This is a genomic window from Mesorhizobium sp. WSM4845 (assembly GCF_055811455.1).
Window position 1 is genome coordinate 35,725 of the sequence record NZ_JBVVQA010000025.1, and the last position, 20,710, is coordinate 56,434.

The 20,710-nt window shown below is 63.6% G+C and carries 12 protein-coding genes; 10 read left to right on the forward strand and 2 right to left on the reverse strand.

Features of this window, described 5'->3' with window-relative positions; translation table 11 throughout:
• The first annotated feature begins 76 nt into the window (after positions 1 to 76).
• The gene (locus tag AC0L2C_RS24595) at positions 77 to 11,752 is read left to right on the forward strand and encodes a LysM peptidoglycan-binding domain-containing protein (protein ID WP_473524652.1); all 11,676 of its coding nucleotides are present in this window, start codon (positions 77 to 79) and stop codon (positions 11,750 to 11,752) included.
• Here the strand turns inward: AC0L2C_RS24595 and AC0L2C_RS24600 are convergent.
• Together AC0L2C_RS24600 and AC0L2C_RS24605 are read right to left on the reverse strand one after the other, a co-directional pair.
• Positions 11,725 to 12,687 (reverse strand): LysR family transcriptional regulator, encoded by a 963-nt coding sequence (locus AC0L2C_RS24600; protein ID WP_287227050.1) that lies wholly within the window; start codon positions 12,685 to 12,687, stop codon positions 11,725 to 11,727. The two genes, AC0L2C_RS24595 and AC0L2C_RS24600, sit on opposite strands and share 28 nt — an antisense overlap.
• Before the next feature lie 39 nt (positions 12,688 to 12,726).
• Complete coding sequence (locus AC0L2C_RS24605) at positions 12,727 to 13,686, reverse strand: L,D-transpeptidase (protein ID WP_473524653.1); 960 nt, start codon at positions 13,684 to 13,686, stop codon at positions 12,727 to 12,729.
• Here AC0L2C_RS24605 and AC0L2C_RS24610 point away from each other — a divergent pair.
• From AC0L2C_RS24610 to sctR, 9 genes are all read left to right on the forward strand, one after another.
• Positions 13,667 to 14,317 carry a type III secretion protein gene (locus AC0L2C_RS24610; RefSeq protein WP_287227047.1) on the forward strand — a complete coding sequence of 217 codons (651 nt, stop codon included), beginning with the start codon at positions 13,667 to 13,669 and terminating at the stop codon, positions 14,315 to 14,317. The genes AC0L2C_RS24605 and AC0L2C_RS24610 overlap by 20 nt on opposite strands.
• 20 nt (positions 14,318 to 14,337) lie before the next feature.
• Positions 14,338 to 15,000, forward strand: a complete 663-nt coding sequence (locus AC0L2C_RS24615) for a hypothetical protein (protein ID WP_287227045.1) — start codon at positions 14,338 to 14,340, stop codon at positions 14,998 to 15,000.
• 15 nt (positions 15,001 to 15,015) lie between these two features.
• Positions 15,016 to 15,849 (forward strand): type III secretion system inner membrane ring lipoprotein SctJ, encoded by an 834-nt coding sequence (gene sctJ / locus AC0L2C_RS24620; RefSeq protein ID WP_287227042.1) that lies wholly within the window; start codon positions 15,016 to 15,018, stop codon positions 15,847 to 15,849.
• A gap of 47 nt (positions 15,850 to 15,896) precedes the next feature.
• Entirely contained in the window at positions 15,897 to 16,469 is a 573-nt protein-coding gene (locus tag AC0L2C_RS24625; protein WP_287227039.1) for a SctK family type III secretion system sorting platform protein, read from the forward strand.
• Positions 16,470 to 16,474: 5 nt separating this feature from the next.
• Complete coding sequence (sctL, locus tag AC0L2C_RS24630; protein ID WP_287227037.1) at positions 16,475 to 17,095, forward strand: type III secretion system stator protein SctL; 621 nt, start codon at positions 16,475 to 16,477, stop codon at positions 17,093 to 17,095.
• On the forward strand, positions 17,092 to 18,450 hold the full coding sequence (locus AC0L2C_RS24635; protein WP_287227035.1) for a FliI/YscN family ATPase: 1,359 nt from the start codon (positions 17,092 to 17,094) through the stop codon (positions 18,448 to 18,450). Before sctL ends, AC0L2C_RS24635 begins: the two co-directional genes overlap by 4 nt.
• Positions 18,437 to 18,925: a hypothetical protein gene (locus AC0L2C_RS24640; protein WP_128172204.1), complete on the forward strand. Its 489-nt coding sequence runs from the start codon at positions 18,437 to 18,439 to the stop codon at positions 18,923 to 18,925. Before AC0L2C_RS24635 ends, AC0L2C_RS24640 begins: the two co-directional genes overlap by 14 nt.
• Positions 18,926 to 19,134: 209 nt before the next feature.
• Entirely contained in the window at positions 19,135 to 20,052 is a 918-nt protein-coding gene (sctQ, locus tag AC0L2C_RS24645) for a type III secretion system cytoplasmic ring protein SctQ (protein ID WP_473524654.1), read from the forward strand.
• Positions 20,045 to 20,698, forward strand: a complete 654-nt coding sequence (sctR, locus tag AC0L2C_RS24650) for a type III secretion system export apparatus subunit SctR (RefSeq protein ID WP_128245331.1) — start codon at positions 20,045 to 20,047, stop codon at positions 20,696 to 20,698. Before sctQ ends, sctR begins: the two co-directional genes overlap by 8 nt.
• Positions 20,699 to 20,710 lie beyond the last annotated feature (12 nt).

Here is a 20,710-nt window from a genome sequence, read left to right on the forward strand (position 1 = left end):
CCACTGTCGGGCGCGGGGGCGTTGACGGCAGGCAGACTGCCTGAACCAGGACTGGACCGGCTCCGGAGGTTGTTTGATGATCCGCCCGATTAACACCGTCAAGCCGCCGCCGCCGCCCAAGGTCGATCCAAAGGCCAATGCCGAGCAGATTACGCGGCTGCAGGCGGAAGCCACGAAATTGCAAAATGAAATCCGGCTCGCCAACAAGATGGGCGAGTCCGACGCGGCCGCGGGCGCCCGCCAGCGGCTGACGCAGGTCAATGCGGATCTGACGACGGCGCAGCCGACTGCCCCGTCGCCACAGTCGACCGCCCCGGCGCAGCCAGGACCGGAGCTGCCTGCCGCGGTCACCACGGCAAACGGCAATGGCGGCGCCACCGCCGCGCCGGCGCTTTTCACGCAGGATCTCGGCGGCGCGCCAAACCTCGTTGTTTCGCCGGAAGTCAAGGCGCCGGAAGTCAAAGCGCTGGAAGTCAAGGCGCCGAAAGTCGAGACGCCGAACGCCAAGGCGAACGACATCCTCAAGGCGATCGAGGGCGGCAAAAGCATCGACAACATCGCCGCCGAGCAGCACATGGCTCCCGAGGATGTGGTGGCGGCTCTGAATGCCGGCGGCATGACGGCGGTAGCGACCGAGCACGCCAACGGCGACACCCGCACGGTGGTGATCACCGTTGGAGACCGCATGATCACCGAAAACCAGGATTATCATCACGGCGGCTACTACACCGAAGAGACCGGCCCCGACATGCAGGCGACTTCATCGCCGATCCGTGACGATCTCGGCCGCAAGGAAACCACCAGTGTCGACGCGCAGACCGGCGCGATCACGACGACGCTCGTGGACGATCTTGGCGACGGCGCGGTCACCGAACGCACGTCGAACTCGCAGACCGGCATCACCACCACCACCCACACGGCTGCCGACGGCACCGTCACGGTGGAGAAGGCCCTGCCGAACGGCGCAAAGGTTGAGACGGTAGCGCCCAACAACAGCGTCGCCTTGCCGGTAACCACGGTCACGGGGCCGGATGGCGACGAAGTAATCCTGGCGCAGACCCAGACCGCCGACGGCTCGGGCGCGGCGTCGATCCAGGAGCAGCTTGCCGAGGGCATGAGCATCGAGGAGATCGCCGAGGCGAGCGATCTCACGCCCGAGCAGGTGATCGCCGAGCTGAACGCCGCCGGCCTCGAGGTGACGCAGGGCGGCGACCCGGGCGAAACCCTGCAGATCGTCGTTACGGATCCGGAGACGGGCAAGACGGTCACCTACAACAACGACTACCAACACGGTTCGACTTCGGTGACGACCATCGAGGGGAATACCGAAACGACCGATACGGTCGACGGCAATGGCAGGACCAGCCACACCGAGCGCAACACCGAGACCAGCGAGCAGACCACCACCATCGTCGACCCTAAGAACAACACCGAAACGACGATCGTCGTCGACAAGGACGGCCGGCGCACCGAGACCATTGTCGAGACGCTGGGGGATGGCGAGCCGATCGATTACGAGGTCCAACCCGGTGACAATCTGAGCGACATCGCCGAGGCGCATGGTGTGACGCTGGAGGATCTCGCCGAGAGCAATCCGGAGCTGTTCACCTCTCCGCGCGATCCCGACCTTATTCATCCCGGGGAAACCGTGGTGATCGAGGGCGGTACCAACACCACCGTCGAGGTGACGTTCAACGGCTATACAATGACCACGTCGCCGGACGGCAAAATCACGCTGACCAACGCAACGACCGGCGCCGTCACGGATATCGCGGCCGGCACCGCGCAACAGGCGCTCGCCGAGCTGCTGCTGGACATCAACCCGAACAGCAGTGACCCGCAACAGGCCAAGGAAGACCAGATACTCAAGACGATGCTGGACGGCATATTCGGCGGAGCGACGCCAGAGCTGACCACGGAGGCGCTTGAAAAGCAGCAGGCCGTGGTCGCTGCAATGGAATTGTATGGTCCGGGACAAGACGCAACCGGCGCGACTCTCGACGGTGGCCCCACGTCGGTTGGTCCCTACGGCAACCCACCGTCACCCACGGCTCCTTCGGGCGGGAAGTGGGTGCCATTGCTGGTCGACGGGAGCTGGAAATGGTTCGACCCGGAGGTGGCCAAGGCGATCGCAGCCGAGAACGTGGCGATTGCGAACTTCGGTGAGGCAGAAGCAAAGGCTGCGCAGAGCGCGGCACAGCTCGACGTCTATGCGCTGGACCCTGAATTCAAGAACGCCATGGAGGGTGCCGAGTCAACGCTCGACAAGGCGTTGGCGCCTTATGGACTGGATTGGAAGCCGCCCGAGCCGAAGGGCACGCTGGCAGATGCGCAAAGCCGGTTGATCCTCGCCAACAACGCGCTTGAAAGCGCCAGCACCGCCCGGGCCGAATACGAGCAGGGCCAGACGTCACTTCTCGAAGCGATCGACAAACAGGTAGACCTGCCGACCCTCAGCGATCCCAACCAGACGGCTGTCAGCAACCCGGATGGCCCCAGTGCCGAGGAAACCAACCAACAAGGAAAGGCCGCGCACGCGGACGTCGCCGAGCTCTTTACAAACGTTTCGCTACACACCGCAAACGGCAACAAGGCCACGATCGATCAAATGATCAGCTCGACCGAGCTGGAGCTGAAGCTTACGGATGCCAAGCCTGGAAGCCCAGAATACACGGCCATCGAAGAGCGGCTTGAAGGTCTGCAAACGCTCCAGGGGGCAGCGGCCAATCAGGTGACCCTGGCCGAGGCATATCAGGAGTATGGGGTTGCACAGGCAGAGGCGGCGGATCTTGCCGTAACCATGGAGCCTCTCAAGCAGCAACTGCTTGCGCAGGCGCAGGAAAGAAACCCGCACCATTTCGATTGGGAAGGCTATACCAATGGACATGGTGACTTTACCGGCAAGATAAAATCGCAGGACATCATTGAGGAGAACGGTCAGCTCTATGTCGTTACCGAATATGAGAACGCCACTTTCACCGACGAGAACGGTGATGACACCAACATACATAAATCTGCCCTGACATATGACCTCAACGACGAGGGTATCAGGGAAGATTTCCGCAACGATCCGCTCAACAAGCAGTGGCAGGAGATGCTGGCCTCGACGCAGGACCTATCGGCGCCGGTATGCACAGCCAATGCAAGCGGATCGCAATCGGCGCTGGACGCTGCCAGGTCGAAGATTGTCGGCGTGCAGGTCGACCAGCTTGATGCCGGGCTGAGAGATGCGAAGACGGCGCTCGCCGATGCGACGACGGCACGCGACCAGGCGATTACCGACTACGGGCCGGGGACCGTAGAGGCGCCCGCCGGCACGCTCAAGCCGGGCGAGACGGCGGTGAAGATCACGGTGAACGGCCGCGACCTGTGGGTCGCGCCGGAGGTTGCCGCGGCCTATGAAGAGCAGGGGCCGGGCGCGATCGGCGACAGCGGCAAGTGGGTCCAGATCGAGATGGACGGCCAGAAGCTGTGGGTGCACCCCGAATTTGCGGCCGCGGAAATCGATCGAGGCCAAGCGGAGACCGAAAAGAACCAATTGGAGGACTGGGAAGAAAACGTGCGGCCGGCGATGGTGGCGGGGCGCGACTGGTACGCTTTTTCCGCAAGCCACCCCAAACTTCTCGAATACGGTTCCGCCGATCATGAGGCGAAAGTCAAGTACGAGTATTTTGAAGAACACAAGGACCAGGCGCTGGCTGGATATCAGGTCCAGTTGGAGAACCTCTACGAGGCCGGCTTCACCGGCGAATACGAGACATATACGCCGGACCAACTCAGCACTGCCGTTGGTCAGACCCTCGGGCCCGAGGCAGACGTCCAAAAGGTCACCGAAGAAATCACCGACCGCGGCGGCGACGACGCCGAGGTCAAGATCGTGCCGATCTTCTCCCTCGACGGCGGGAAGGAATCGACGACGGCTTTGTTCGCGATCAAGAGCGGCGGCGACGAAATCGGCTATGTCGACAGCTTGGGCAAATATTACAGCACCTTCGATGAATTCCAGCACGAGAATCGCATCTTCAGCGAGAAGGGCAATCTGGTCATGGCCAAGGGCGGCGACATGTCGCTCGGCGAGGATGGTTTTTCGCTCGACGAACTGGAAGTGGCCGACGCACGCAAAGTGGATTTCTGGGACAAAGCTACCGACATTGGTCTTGGCATCGTCGCCGGTGTCTCCACCATCGTCTCGTTCGTGCCGGGCGGCCAATGGGCGATTCCCATCGCGATCGGCTCCGGTTCAATCCTTGGCGGCAAGGCTCTGATCAAAGAGGGTGATCACCTCCTGCAGGGCGGCGACTTCGACAGCCAGTCGGGTTGGAATATCGCCACCGGCGTAACTGCGTTCCTGCCCGTGGGCGCGGGTGCCCTGCGCACATTCGGCTTGGCAAAGACAAGCCTGTCCAGATCCCAGGCTTTCGCGGGCGGCTTCGGGATGACCCGCATGAAGGATGCCAGCTGGGGCATCGGCAGATTCCAGGTGAACGTAGAGGAGGCCTCTTATGCTGGTAAGGTTTCGGAGTTCATGCAAAGCGGCAACAGGCTGACCAACGCTGCGTGGGGCCTCGATGCCGGCGCCGTGGTTACCGGTGTTCCGTTGCTCGGCAAATCGGTGGAAGATCTGGCGGCGCATGACGGCGAGATGTCCCTGCTCGAGCTCGCGAACGCAGTCGTGGGCATAGGCGTCGGCACTGTCGGCACGGGGCTGGGCGGCCGTTCGCTGTTGTCCAACATGCCTGGAACGGGCGGTACTCGGAGCGGAACTTTTCCGGATTCGGGGCCGCAACCGCGGGCCGTCTACGAGATGGGCGCTGACGGTGTCTACAGGCCGACCGGCGAGCAGGTCATGCCGGACCCGGATGAGATCATCATCGACGGCGATGTGGCCGGCGAAACATCCGGCCAGCAGGGAGCCGGTTTCAGCGCCCGGGACGGGTTTGACAACACGGGAGGGGCTAACGGTCCAACCGGTCCACGGGCGCTGCCGGCCGGCGAGTCCGACGGTCCGAACCCGCCGCCGCCCACGGGCGGCAAAGGTGATCCATCAGGCGACGGACAATCGTCGAGGCCGATGGTTGTGCATGAGCAAGGCACCGACGGCGTCTATCGCCCGACCGACAAGCTGGTCTTCCACGATCCCAGTCAGCCCGTTATCGAGGGGACGGTTATCAACGTCCACGATGAAGGGCCGAGCGCCCCGGGTGAGCGCGGCGATCCCGAGAATGCCAGCGACCGAGACGCCCAGGGAGCGCGTGAGCAGAATGTGCGCGTCCCCGCCGACGGCGATCCGATTGTGGTTCCGCCGGTCCGCGGCGATGGAACGACGCGCCCGGCCGAGAGCGGCTTGCGGCTCGTCTGGGACCCGGCGACCAAGACGTTCACCGGCATGCCAAGCCCCAATCCCGCGGAATACGTCTACACCAGCGGCAAGGATCCGCAGCAGACGGGCTACCTCGACGGCGCACGCCCTTCCGACCCGGCCGTGCTGGCCACCCCGGACGAGGTCCTGCTCCAGTCCGAAACGGAAACACGCGGGGCGGAAGGCAGCCGCCCGTTGATGCGCTACACTCTCGGTAACCGCCATACCGGCGAGATGCTGGTCGATTTCAACCTGCCGGAAGGGCAGAGGATTGTCGCCATACCCGAACCCCAGGCGATCACGGCGGCGCCGGAGCCGGTGCCGGCTCCTGACGAGCTCGACCCTTCCTTGCCGGTTCTTTATCTCGGCGCCGATGGCCGCTGGACAGCCGATAAGGCCCGCACCGAGCCACCGCCCGTGACGGACACCGAGCACCCCAGCCCGGTTCGGCCCGACGGCACGCCGATCATCAACAATCGCTCGTCAAACCCGTACAGCTTCGGCCAGACGTTCACTGCAGTCAAAGCCGGCCTGCGGCGCATCGGCACGCGTTACCTGAATACCGAGCCTCGCTATGATTATCCGAAGCTCGGCGAACTGGTCGACAGCATCTATCACCGGCCGGTTCCGCAGGACGGCGTCACCGCCGGACAGGACATCTATGTCGAGGCCGGCGGCGAATACCTGCCGGCCAAGGTCGTCGTCGCCGGCCCGCAGGCGAGCATGACCCGCGACATCGTCCCCGACATCGTCCCATTGGGCGAGCATGCGACGGATGCCGGCTACCTGGGTTCCGGCCCGACCGTCGAACGCGCCAAGCGCGGGTCGATAACCACGCCGAACGGCCAGCTCAGGGTCAACACCCCGGCACGGGAAGTCCACGCGTTCGATCCTGCCAAGAATCCGGAAGTCAGCCGTCGCTCGGCGCTCGGCGAAACCATGGCCACGACCTTGCCGGCGCTTCCCGACGATGCGGCAACGCCCGCGCCGATATGGACGCCCGAGCAGCTGCAACTCGTCGGCGACTACCTCAATTCTCTCGAACGGTCCAGCGATTCTGTCGTCCGCGATGCGGTGACCATGACCAGAGTGCAACTCGGGGGCAAGGCCTTGCCTCAGTCCGGCACGGACATGACGCCGGCTCAGCATCATGCGCTTGGCGAAATGCTCAACGCCGACCGCAACAGCCCGTTCACCGGCTCCAAGCCGGCCGGCCAGCTTTCGATGAACGGCCTGACGGCCCTCCAGGTGTTCAGCGCACAGGGCAAGCTGCCGCATCTGTCGGCGGGAGAAGTGATCGACCAACTCGGCCTGTCATCCGACGCCAGGCTGACCGGCGGCGAGCAGTTCCTTACCGCCGGGGCGCTGCCGGGAGAAGCCGGCTGGACCGACGCCGGCCGCGGCATCGTCGGCGATTACCTCAAAACTGCGTCACGCTCCACCGACCCGGACCTCGCCGCCGCGGCAAATGCCGCTTCGCCGTTTTTCAAGGGCCGCGCCACCAGGCCCGGCAAGGCGGTGACCACCGCGCAGCAGGATGCGCTCATGCAGGTCCTGCAGGCCGACAGCGGCAGCACGTGGGTCTACGGTCCGAAGCTCCAGCCGGAGACTTCGTTCAAACCCGCCGGCGAGCTTTCGCCGGAAGGCCGCTACAATGAGAAGGTTCTGTCCGGCCACGACACTTGGACGCCGTATCTGTGGCGAGAGATGCGCGGTTACGCCGCCAACCAGACGAAATCCGCGGACCCTGCGGTCCAGTCGCTCGCGCACGCGCTGGAGAACGCGCTGCCCGCAAGCAAGCCCAGGGCCGGGACCGAGATCAACAGCGAGGTGCCCGTCCTGCTGGAGCGGTTGCTGGATGCCGACAAGGCGAGTTCGTTGCGCGCCCCGACATTCTTCACCGATGCACAAGGGGTCTGGCGGTCCGACCGCGCCACTGTTTCCTGGTTCCTGCAGGAGCACGAAGCCAATGTCCTGGGCGGCCCCTGGCTGAACGACAACGCGACAAACGGCGCCCTCCTGGCGGCCGGGTGGCTCCTTGGCCCCGACGGACGCACGATCACGCTCGGCGGATCGATGCTCGGCATCGGCCTCAAAGTGCCGCTGCCCAGCCGCCAGGTCTATGGCGAACTCAGCCTGAAGAACAACGGCCCGATCCCAGACGGCGGCACCGGCTTCCTGCTCCCGGTCCATCCCAACGACGCGAAGGGCCAGAAACTTTTCGTCAATGGATACCGGCCGAATTTCGCTTATGATGAGGCGGCGGCTCCCTCCGCCCAGTGGGTCGCATCGGCGCCGATGCTGTCGAAGAACACGTTCCAGAACGAAAAAGCCGCTGGCGTTTCACTATCCATCTTTGGCTTCTCTGTGAGTGGGACCTACGTTAATCGCACGCTGCGCTATCTCGGCGGCGAAGGCGGCCGGCCGGGATATACGCACAGGGAGCCTGGCCCGCTCAGCCAACGGGCAGCCTCTTTCTGGGAGGAGGCGGCGAGAGGTGGTGCCAGCCACTATAGCTCCGAAGGCAAGGTGCCTGGTTTCGAGGATCGTCTCCTCTACCGCAACTACAACGTCATGGCGCCCTTCGGAGGCGGCAAGGAACCCTGGCGCGGCACCCCCGCCTTCGAGGGCGTCCCGCGCGAGACGGGCGCCGGGCCGCTCAACCGCTTGGACCGCGCCGACCACGGCGCCGGTCTCGCCCTGAACTATGGGCCATTGCCGCTAACGACGGTGGAAGTCGGCTCGGTGAGGAAGGATGTTGTCCCGCATGCCCGTACCGCCCGCGCCCATCCCGGATCCTCCGAAGGCGCGCAAAAGCTCTTCTCGGCGCTGGACACCTCGGCGGGGCGACTGACGCCGGACGTCCTGCAGTATCTCGACGCCTATCTCGCCGAAGTTGCGGCATCGCCGCACGGCGATTTGAGGTTCGCTGGTCAGCGCGTGTTGGATGTGTTCCCGGAACTGGGCGTGGCGCCATATCCGGACCAGATCCCCGGCGGACGGCCAGACGGCATGAGCCGGCCAGCATGGAAAGCGCTGCGGCAACAGCTGGACCAGCAGGCCCGCAGCGAACTGACGCCCACGCAGGCGCATTACCTCAACCGGCTGCTCGAGCAGGACGTGCTGCACAATTCGCCGCCGACCCCGCCGGCACAGGGCTCGGGACGGCCGGATGGCACCCCGCCGCCACTGGGCCCGGGGCCGTCGAATGGCACCCCGCCGGCACTGGGCCCGGGGTCGTCGGAAAAAACGGTTCGGATCGTGGACGAGAATGGCGAAACGGCCACCGTGAGGTATCTCGGGACGCCGCCTAAGAGCGCGGAGAACGTATACGTGCCGCCTGCGGATGGTCCGCAACTCCGCGGCGACGACCCGACCTTGGCTCACAAGTCGCATATTCTGCATCGCGATCCGGAAACCGGGGAGCCGGTGGTGCTGCCCTGGATACGTGGGGCTTCCGATGACCATGTGCCGGGGAGCCTTGGGCATCCCGAGGAAGGCAATCTGCCCGTCGACGGCGCCGGCGACCCCGCAAGACCCTTGCGCGGCAATGTCGGCCCCTATGTTTTCCGCGCCGATACACGCGCGCCGAGCGAGATCAGGGACGCCGGCGGCTTCTCGCCGCCGCCGCCGACCGGAATCTGGGTGGACAATCCGCAAGGCATCGTCCTGAGCAACTATGTGCTGGGCAATACCCATGGCCGTTTCGTTGGCACCAGCCAGTCGATCTCGGGCGCCAAGGCTTTCGTTTCGGAAGAGTCACGGGCCGCGCGGCAGCAGGGCCATACCTATCTCTACACGCTCAATCCGAGTAGACCGCGCCTCCACGTCCCGACCGAGTTCGAAGCGATGGGCCGGCCGGTCAGCGACAGCATGGCCCGCGTCGACGAGACTGCAATCGACGGCAGCATACCATGGAACGAGGTCCATGGCTGGCGGATGATGGATCCGGACGGCAATTTCGTCGGTGAGTTCACGCGCAATGAGGATGCCGTCGCGCCTGGCGGATCGACACAAAAACGCCCGCAGGTGATCTTGCGGCCGGCCGACGAGTTCTGGGATGCGCCAGAACAGGCCGAAGCGCCGCCGCCGCCAGTGGCCGCGGTGGTCGGCCACGAAGCGCCGGCCGTGGCCGGCGAAACGCCGCCGACAGAGAATAGTGCTGCCGAAACGCCGACAGCCGCGACATGGCCGCCGGCGCCTGACCGGGGCAGGGCGGTTTTTGACCCCGTCAGCGGAAGGATCGTCAGCCTTGAGCTTCCGGTGAGTTCCGCTGCGGAGCCGGGATTTGCCGAACCCGTGCGGGCACCGACCGGGCCGGAAGTCAGGGCGCTTGCAGCCGATCAGATTGCCGGGCTGACCGGCGCGCAATTGCACGCCATCAAGCCGGAGCAGATCGCCAAGCTGGCGCCTGAGCAGGTTGCTGCGCTGAGCCCCGAGCAGGTTCGGCAGTTGACGTTCGATCAGCTTGCCGCGCTTCCGCCGAAGCAGTTGCGGGCGCTGGGTGCCGAACAGCTTCAGGCGATCAGGCCAAGCAAATTGCAGGCTGTTGCCTCTGGCCGGATCACCGGCTTGCGGCCGGATCAGGTCGCGGCCTTCTCGCAAGAGCAACTCGCCGGATTGACCATCGAGCAGGTGCGCAAGCTGACGCCCGACCAGATCGCCAAGCTCAGTGACGAGCAGCGCAACGCCCTTACGCCGGAACAGGTCACCGCCATGCGGCCTGCCCAATTCAGCCATCTCAATGCCACCCAGTTTGCGGCGCTGGACCCGGGCCTCGTCGCGGCACGCAATCCTGCGACAATGGCAAAGCTGTCTCCACGCCACATCGCAGCGCTGACGCGGGAGCAGCTTGACGCTCTGACCATTCATCAGATCGAGGCGCTGACGAAACAACAGATAGCGGCGCTGACACCGAAGCAGCTTGGCGAGTTGAGCCCCGGCCAGTTGCGCAAGTTCACACCCAGGCAGTTTGCCTGGATGTCGACCGAGCAAACAAACGCGCTTTCGGTGCTGCAGATGACCACTTATCGGGCGACCCACAAGAAGGTCATGACGCCGGATCAAACTGCGGCCGTCGATCAGGCGCTGACCCTCGCCCGCCTCAACGAGAACGCGCAGTTGGTCGCGACCTTCGGTCCGATGGCCGGCTCCTCCTACACGGTATGGCAGATCCTGCCACCGCATTGGGCCGCGACGGCTGCGGGCGTAGCGTTCGGCGTGCGCGGCATCGTCTTCAGCGCGCAATCGGTGTTTCCGAATGCCACGGCAAATCACAAGCCGCTGGGACGCGCCCTCAATGCCGCGAGCGGGGCGTCGTTCATCTTCTCGTCTCCAGGCTCGGCCGCTGGGCTGCTGCGCGGCGACAATGTCTGGCTGAACGGCTCCTTCTCGCTGGGCAATGTGATCTACGGCACGAAATCCGCGCTGCAGTCGATCGCCGGACGGCCGGTGTTGCGGAACGTGGCCGAGCATCTGGCCGGTCCTGGTTATGTCTTCGGCTCCCTTCTCTACACGGCACAGAACCTGCACTCGCCGCTGGCCGCGACGGCGGGCGCCTTGTTCACCGTCGGCAGCGCCGAGTTCTGGGTGTCGGCCGCGCGCACCGATCTGCTCAACCGCCGGGCCGTGCCGAGGACGCCAGAGCAGATCGACGCCCGGGCAAAGTCCGACGCGCGCTGGGGGATCGCCGATCGCATCGCGCTTGGCGTGACCTTCGGCGTCGGCATGCTGCTGTTTGCCTGGGATACGCTGGACGACCAGCCATGGAACACCGGCAAGACGCCGCCGACCGACCCGACCGCGCCGGGCGACGCACCTTCCGGCGTCGATGGCGCGCTACCGGACGAACAGACCGCGCCGGGTAACGATCCTTCCGGTGTCGAGGGCGCGCCGCCGGACGAACGGACCGAGCAGCCTGATCCCGGGACGCAAACCCCGCCGCAGGACTTCCCGCAACTCGCCGTGCTGGCCGATGACGGCCTGAACTTGCGGACCCAGCCTGACGGGGATTCGACCGTGGTGACGGTTCTGCAACCCGGGAGCTTCGTCGAGCAGACCGCCGCGCCTTCGGCAGACCAGTCAGGGGAGGCCTGGATACCGGTCGAAGGTTTCGGGCCGGACGGCGAAATGCATAGTGGCTGGGTTTCCGGCGATCATGTCGAGGCGCATGCCGACGGCAGCAGCAACCCTGCGGGCCGCACCAATCCAACGCTGGAGCAAGACGGCTACCAGTGGGTCGAGGTCAAGAACGGCGACAGCATTCGCCTGATCGCCAGGACCCATTCCGCGGATGTGGCCGAGACGGTGGTGCTCAACATGGACCATATAATGAGCCCGGATGTGATCTTCTCAGGCGACCGCATCTACCTGCCGGCCACCTTGGTCGGCTGAGAAACCGCGGGCCTGAGCTTGTCGGTTCTCGCAGCATAGGCATGCGCAACGCAGCCGGCCAGCTTTGCCGCCCGCTCCGCTATCGGATTGGAGGGTTCGGAAGAGTAGGAGGCGGTGAACTGCAGGTCGGACGGGTGCCATTCGCATTCGACGATGCGCAGTTTTCCGCTTGCGAGATAGTCCTGGACGACGCCCTCGGGCAGCGAGGCTATGCCGATCCCGTTGAGTGTCATCGTGATGGAAGCGGCCAGCGAATTGGCCGGAAAGATGCGCGGCGTCTCTTCGAATTCGCCGGTGAGCTTGCGGTAGAGTTCGCTGTAGGGTCGCGTGGTGCGGGCGTAGCTGATGATCGGAAACTGCATCAGGTCGTTCAGCGTCACCTTGCGCCGGTTGGGCAATTCCAATTGCGGCGAGCAGACCCAGACAAGCGGAAAGGACGGCATCTCGATATTCTCGATGCTGTACTCCAGCACAGGGCCTATCAGCACCGCAAGATCGAGCCGGTGTGACATGAGTTCGTTGCGAAGGGTCGTCGTCGCATCGACGACGATATCGGTATCGACAAGCGGAAAGTTTGCCTTCAGTGCCGTGAGGAAATCCGGCAGCCAGGTGTGCACGATCGTTTCGGCGACCCCAAGCCTCAGCACCCTCGTCGTCTCTGAAGTCCCTGAAAGAGAGCTGGCCATCAGTTGCAGCCGCTCTGCGACACGCAGAACCCGTTGGGCAGGCGGCAGCAGCCGTTGTCCCTCGGCGGTCAGCCTGACCGTGCTGCTCTGTCGCTCGAACAGCTTGGCGCCAAGCGCTTCCTCCAGCCCAGCAATTCGGGTGGACACCGCCGGCTGCGTGGTGTTCAGGCGTTCAGCCGCCTTGCGAAAGCTTCCGAACGTCGCCACCAGGAGAAAGGTTTCGAGCTGCTTGATATTGAAAGGTATCACGACTGGGAATCACTCATTTGCGGCTTTCGGGAACGGCCATCAATGCCGCACAATGATCTGGCTGCCGATCTTCACGCGGTCATAAAGATCGATGACGTCGTCATTGGTCATGCGAATGCAACCGGAGGAGTTGGCCTGTCCGACGGTCCATGGCTGGTTGGTGCCGTGGACGCGATAAAGCGTGTTGCCGATATACAATGCGCGCGCGCCCAATGGATTGTTCGGTCCTCCCTCGACATGGGCAGGCAGGAAGCGGCCGTTTGACGCTTCCCTGGATCGCATTTCGGCCGGCGGCCGCCAGTCCGGCCAGGTCTTCTTGCTCGAAATCGTGTCGCGGCCGGCCCACTCCAAGCCCTCCTTTCCAACGCCCACCGCGTATCGCAGCGCCCTTCCGTTGCCCAAAATGTAGTAAAGCCGCCGCTCCGTGGTGCTGATAACGATCGATCCCTTCGGTTGAGCCTCACTGAAATGCACGATCTCCCTGGGGGTTGCTGACCAGTCGCTCCGGGTTTCTCCATCGGAAGTCTGGTCGGGTGCGGAAGGGGAGACCAGCACATTTCTTGCCGGATCATAAGTCCAGCTTCGTGGGTCATAACCGCTATTCGATTGGGCCTGCGCCGGCGCCATCGCAGCAATCGATAGGGCAGCGATCAGAAATGCACGCAACCTCTGGTTAAGGCGCGGGGCGACCCGGACTTTGCGTCCCGCAACCTTGACGGGAACAGGCAGGTTCGCAAGCAGGATGATGATTGCCGCCAAGACCGATCTCTTCTGCATCCAGGCGTCCAGCTGACGATCACCTGATTCCAGCGCGCACCATATCGCTTTGCAGGCGGTTCGCAACATTTGGCACCAAATGCTCGTGCGCAATCCAATTGGACTTCCAATTCTGCAATGTGCACGATAGAGTGAATCGGCGGGTAAATCATGAAACCAGCGACGCGGGCCATCGCTCGTGCGTCCCTTTGCGATAGGACCAATGTTGACGGGACGCGACACCTGCCATGGGGATCGGTTCTCGGGAGCCAGGGCTGCTTTTGTCGCCTGCGGTCTTGCGATGATCCTGGCGTTCGGCCTTGCCTCGTCGCAGGCCAACGCCGCCGAACCGCGCTGGCCTGCCGGCCCCTACAAATACATCACCGTCGATCAGTCGGTGGCCGACGCGCTAGTCGAGCTAGGCCGCAACATGCGGGTGCCCATGCGTGTCAGCAAACTCGTAAAGGGGCGTTTAAGCGCCGGCATGCCGGTTGGAACGGCCCGCGAGTTCCTGCAGGAGATCTGCGATCGATACGGCTTGGTCTGGCATTTCGATGGCATCGTTATGAACGTCGCGACCGAAGCTGAGGTCCGGACGGAAATGATCGCGCTTGATGCCAACACGGCTGCCGGTGCGGAAGATCGGCTTTCGCGGCTGGGGGTCATCGACCCGAAGTTTCCGATCAAGGTGTCCAGGCAAGACGATGTTGTCTCGGTATCGGGGCCGCCGTCCTATGTTGAACTTGTCAGGAAAACACTGGGAGTTCCTGCGGCGCCGAGCACGAAGCGGGATGTTGGCAAAGTTGTTCCGGTCCGCGTTTTCCGCGGCAGGCAGGCGGAGGCGCAGAATGTTCCCTCCGGCAAACCGAACTAAGCAAGCAGGAGGGCAGGTTCATGCAAATCGCGCCGATTGGAGCCCTGGAAGCCACACTGGCGAACTTGACCACCAGCATGGCTTCGCAGCAGCAGATCACCGCCGGCACGACAGCGCAGCCGGGTAACCGGATGGTGGGTGCCAATCAGGAAAAACATGATGCCGCGAAGGTCAGTATGCCTGAACGCGGTGATGTCGCCGCGCGGGCAGGCCAGCAGGTGGCGCAGTCGTCTTCGGGAGCCAATCCGGCGATGGCCGGACAATCGTCCAAACTGGAAAAGACCGAGCCGATCGCCGAACACAAGCTGTTCGACTATCTGGCCGAGGTGGAGAAGGCTGGGGGCGGGGCGCTCACGGATCCGTCTGCATTGTTCGGTTCTGCGGTTCAGTCGCTGGAAGGGACCATGCAGCAGGTCCAGAAGGCCCTTGGCCAGGCAAATCCCCCCCAGGCAAATGCCACCGTGAGTGCTGAAACGGCCACCATGCAGGATGGCGCCGGCAAGACCGCCCCGTCAGGCAAGGCCCCGTCAGGCAAGGAAGACGAAAACGCCACCGCAAAAAATGCCGAGCAATTGCTCGAACGATCCATTTCGGTGATGTGGGCAGCCGCCAATCTCGAAGTGGTCACGAGCAGCGTAACGGCCGTTACGTCGTCCACCAGCACGCTGATCAAGCAACAGTAAGCCTACGGAGTGTTCGTGCACACGATAACCTTGCCGCGGCGGTCAACACTATTGAATCGATGCGGCGTTCAGTGCCGCGTCGCGCTCGTCGTGGTGAGCATGCTTGTGCTCCAGGCGTGCTCGGTTGAGCTGTATTCCGACCTCAACCAGCGGCAGGCCAACGAGATCGTGGCCACGCTGATGCGTCATGGCATCCCGGCCCAACGCGAGGCGGGCAAGGACGGCAAAATGACGGTTTCCGTACAGAAGGACCGTTTCGCCGAGGCCATGGCGATTCTCGACGAAAGCGGGTTGCCCAAACAGGAATTCCAGACGCTCGGCGAGGTGTTCAAGCGCGACGGGCTTGTATCCTCGCCGGTCGAAGAGCGTGCGACGATGATTTATGGCCTGAGCCAGGAACTGTCGCAGACGATTTCGGACATCGACGGCGTGCTTTCCGCGCGCGTTCATCTCGTCCTGCCCGAAAACGATCCGCTGAGACAGCGGCTGGTGCCATCGTCCGCCTCCGTTTTCATCCGGCATCGCGCATCCGTTCCGATGAATGAGCTGATCCCTCAGGTCAAGATGCTGGTGGCCAAAGGCATCGCCGGGCTGACTTATGACAATGTATCCGTCACACTCATTCCGGTGACCGCGGCAGTTCCCGAGCACGCAACCGGCGAGCCAGGTTTCACGACGTTCCTCGGCCTCTGGCTGCATCCCGACAGCGTCGCCGCCGCGATGTGGCTGTTTTACGGCATGATGGCGGCTATAGCGGCGCTGGCTGCCCGCCTGGCTTACGTCCAGTGGTATCGACGACCCGGTGTTTATGCGCTCGACGCTTCGGCCATGCCGGTGAAGAAGACATGATCCAGACCGGCTCGAAGCAAACTGCCAGCCCGGAATGGCAGACATTCATGTCCAATCCCGCAGGCTATGCGGGTGCGGCCCGGCTGGCGCAATGCTTTGACGGCACGATCGGCGAGGCTGCCTGCGAGCGTATGTTGCGGTCGCAGCGCCTGCATCAGCGATTGTCAGTGCTTCTGCTTGAGCGTTACGGCCTCAGCGGCGCCGTCTCCAACGAGCCAGCCGATGAGACAGACCTGGCGATTGCCTTGTCGTCGGGTGAGGAGTTGGAGGAACTAGCGCTTCGCGCCGGCGCGATCTACTGGGCCGGCAGTCTGGCCGCCGTGATCGATGGACGCCAGGCCGCTGCGTTGCAGGCAGCACTCGGCGCGGAAATCTGCGCTTTCGCAGTCGCCAACCGCGATCTGGCCGGCCCAATACAGCCGTTGGAGCCCCTGGATGACATTGATCGTCGTGTCCATGCCGACGGCCTGCATTGCCTTGGCGCCTGGTGTCAGGCGATGCCGGGCGAAACGAGCATGCGGGTCCGTCTCAAGCTGATGCCGCATGCGCTTGTCGACCAGCCGACAGCCGAACCATTTGCCGAAGCTGGTCCGGCGATCGTTCGACGGGCGATGGGTTAGGCGATATGGTCGAACCGGACAAAGTGACTACTGCCGTGCCGAGGCGCCCCGTCGCCCGCATCCTGCGCGCCGCCGAGGCACGCGCCTGGCAGGATGGGCACGCTTTTCTCGACGAAGCCAGGCGTGATGCGCAGCAGTTGCGTGACGCCGCTCGGCGAGCCTATGCGACCGAATATGCGCAGGGTTATGAAGACGGCAAGGCGCGAGGCGACGAGGATGCCGCGCGTCTGGTGAGCGAGACCGCGGTCAAGGTAGATCGCTATCTCGGTGGGCTGGAAGCCGAAATCATCAATCTGGCTCTCGATGTGGTCAGGCGAGTGCTGGGAGAATTCGACGCGAGCATGCTGGTCGCCAAGGCGGCCGCGCAGGCCGTCACTGAAATTCGCCGCGCAAAATATCTAAAAATCCGACTTCATCCTGCTTCCGTTAACAGGGTTCGCGACGAACTGAACGCGGTCCTGCGCGAGAGTGACCTGGGCATGACGGTCGAGATCGATGCCGACGATACGCTGGCGACGGGCGCCTGCATCCTCTCGACCGACATTGCCGTCATCGACGCCAGCATCGAGGCACAGCTCAACGCCATTGCCGCTGCGATTTCATCAAAGGCCGAGGCGGCGGCATGACAAGTCCCGCCATCAAGCTCGAGAGCCGCCTCGCATCGATCGTTCCGAACCTGCGTTCCGGCCTGCGTGAAGATGCCAGCCGGCCAAGGAAAGGGCGTGTACGGCGGGTCACCGGCACGGTCATTCACGCGACCGTGGAGGAGGTTCGGATCGGCGAGATCTGCGAACTCCTCGATCCCAGGACCGGCACGGCGACCAAGGCGGAAGTCGTCGGGCTCATGGACGAGATGGCGATCCTTGTTCCGCTTGGCGATCTCACCGGCCTTTCAAGCCTCACCGAGGTCATTGCGACCGGAAAGACCCAGACGGTGCCTGTCGGACCCGGCCTGCTTGGTCGGGTGATCAGCGCGTTCGGCGAGCCATTGGATGGCAAGCCGCTTGCGCCGGATGGCATTACCGGCAGCTATCCCGTCAACGCCTATCCGCCGTCGCCGCTGGAGCGCAGTTTGATTTCCGAACCTATCCAGCTCGGAATCCGCGCCCTCGATGGGCTTCTCACCTGCGCGCGTGGGCAGCGCGTCGGCATCTTCGGCGAGCCTGGCGTCGGCAAGTCGATCCTGCTTTCGGATATCGTCAGCGGCACCGACGCAGATGTTGCCGTGGTTGCGCTTGTCGGCGAACGCGGACGTGAAGTGCGCGAATTCATCGAGCATCAGCTTGGCCCGGAAGGGCTGGCGCGCGCAATCATCGTCGTCGCGACGTCCGACCGGCCGGCGATCGAGCGCGTCAAGGCCGCTTATGTGGCGACCAGCATTGCCGAATATTTTCGCGATCAGGGCAAGCATGTGCTGCTGGCAATGGACAACATCACGCGGTTTGCCCGTGCGCAGCGCGAGATTGGCCTCGCTTCAGGCGAGCCGCCGACGCGTCGCGGTTTTCCGTCTTCGCTTTTTGCTGTTCTGCCCCGATTGCTCGAGCGCTCAGGGCCTGGCCGCGTCGGCTCCATTACAAGCCTCTACAGCGTTCTTCTCGAGGGCGATGGCACGCTGGATCCGGTTGCCGAAGAAATCCAGGCGCTTCTCGACGGCCACGTCTTTCTGTCGAACGAGCTTGCACAGCGCAATCATTTCCCGGCCATCGACGTGCTGCGCAGCCGCAGTCGCCTCATGGACACGGTGGTGCCGGCTGAGCATCGGTCGGACGCCGGCCGCTTGCGGGAGCTGCTCGCCCGCTACGCCGACGTCGAATTGCTGCTGCGCGTCGGCGAATACGAAAAGGGCAGCGATGCGGTGGCGGACGAGGCGGTGGCGAAGATCGACGCCATCAACGCCTTCCTGCGACAGCCGTCCGCCACCCACGAGACAATCGAGCAGACACGCGAACGCATGCGGGGGATCGTCAATGAAAGATCGTGACACGATCGCACGATTGCGCGACCTCAGGCGCCACGGTGAACAGCGCGCAAACGAATTGGTCATAAGGCGATACGCCGCTGCGCAGCGGGCCGCCGGGGCGGTTCGGGAGGCGGCCGCCGCGGTCAGCGAACACCTGCAGCAGACAGCCGACGCTGAGGATGCAGCATTCGCTTCGCTTGTTGGGCAACCGGTGAAGGCCGCCAGCCTTTACCGGCTTCAGGGACAGTTCGAGAACGCCGCCAGGCAAACCGAGCAGCTCCGGGAAAACGAGAAGATGGCCGGCGTCACCGAGCAACGACGCAAAACCGAGTTATCGGCCGCCCGCAACCATCATCGCGCCAGCATGAAGGCGGTGACGAAGCTGGACGGGCTGTTGCAGCATCTGACCAAACGCACTGCGCGCCGCAGCCTGGCGCTTGCCGAGCTTTCCGAGGAAGACGAGCGCAGTCCACTGCGCTTGCCCACAGAACGATAGTCCCAATCCGTGATCGTGAATATGGAAGTGTGATGCCTCAGGCCTTGGCGTCGGCAAAAAAGAAAGCGCGCGCAGAGCCGGCGAGACGCACACGCTCGAGCGTTGGCGAGCCGCTGACATTGGAATCTGTTGCGGCTGGGGAGGTTGAGGCATTGAACGCCTTCTACCGCCGTCGTGCTGCCGCGCAGATCACGATTGCCGGGAAAACCATGGCGATCGCCGCCGTCTGGCCGGCGCCAAATCCTGTGGACCAGCCAATATGCACGATTGTCTTCACTCTCGGAGACATGGCGGGCAAATTGCGCTTGCCGTTATCTGTTGTCGAACGAGGCCTTGCCAAGGCTGACGAGCTGATCGACGTGAAACGACCGGCACCCGCTCACGCCGCACTGCTGCTGGAGTCCGAATTCGAAAAAGATCTCGAATGGATCGAGAGCAAGCTGGGCGAGACGATCGCTATTACGTCGATCGAACAAGAAGACAGCGTTCTGGACCAAACCGCGTTGGCTTTCGTCCTGGCCGGCAAGGACGAAACCATAGGTTGCGCCTTGCACACCGACAGCGTCGATCTGGCGGTGCGGGCCGGGGGCTTTCTCGACGCGATCGGCAAAGCGAGGCCCCCGGTTCCTGCCGAATTCCCGTTGCCCGTCTGCCTTTGGCGTCACGCGCTTACAATCAGTCACGGTGATCTTGAAAGCCTGCAACCTGGCGATGTGGTGCTTTTCGATGACGAAGAGGAAGAGGCGGCATTGGTCATTGCCGAGCGGCTTTATGCCCCGGCGGTGCTGACTGCCAGCGGGCCGCAACTGCTTGCCGCGCCGACTGCAATCGCTGGATCGAAATGGGAGTGGACCATGAATCAAGACACGCCGCCGCACGCCGATCAGGCATTGGAGGAGGCAACTCTGGACGAGCTGCCGGTTGCGCTTGCCTTCGAACTCGGCCGCACGGCGCTGCCTCTCGGCGAAGTAAGGCAGCTTGCGCCCGGCGCCATCGTTCCGCTCGCCAATGTGACGAAGGAGACGGTCGACATCATCGCCAATGGCAAACGCGTCGGCCGTGGCGAGATCGTCCGCATTGGGGAGAGCCTGGGCGTGCGGATCGCCCGTATGTTCGACAATGCTTGACAATTCGCCCAACCTGCTTGGGATCCTGATTGCCGTCGGCTTTGTCGGTCTGCTGCCGCTGGCAGTCGTCACCATGACCGGTTTCCTGAAGATCTCGGTCGTGCTGTTCCTCATCCGCAATGCGCTCGGCGTCCAGCAGATGCCGCCCAATCTGGTGCTCTACGGCATAGCGCTCGTGCTCACGGTCTATGTCACGACGCCGTTGCTGAGCGAGATGTCGGGACGGCTCCAGGAAGGGCAGGTTCAGTTCCAGACGACCGAGGACCTCGCCAGGGCGACGCAACTGGTGAGGGAACCATTGCAGCAGCACCTGATCAAGTTCACCCAGCCGGAAGAGCGGCAGTTCTTTCTCGACGGAACGAACCGCCTGTGGCCGGAACAGGCACGACAAGATCTGAAGGACGACGATCTTTCGATACTTGTTCCTGCCTTTGTCGCGTCCGAGCTTACGCGGGCGTTTGAAATCGGCTTTCTGCTTTATCTTCCGTTCCTCATCATCGACATCGTCGTTGCCAACATCCTGATGACGCTCGGCATGATCATGGTCTCGCCGGTCCTCATTTCGGTCCCGCTGAAACTGTTCCTTTTCGTCGCCATAGATGGCTGGTCGCGGCTGATGCACGGCCTGATCCTGAGTTACGTCTGACGCCGCTGGGAG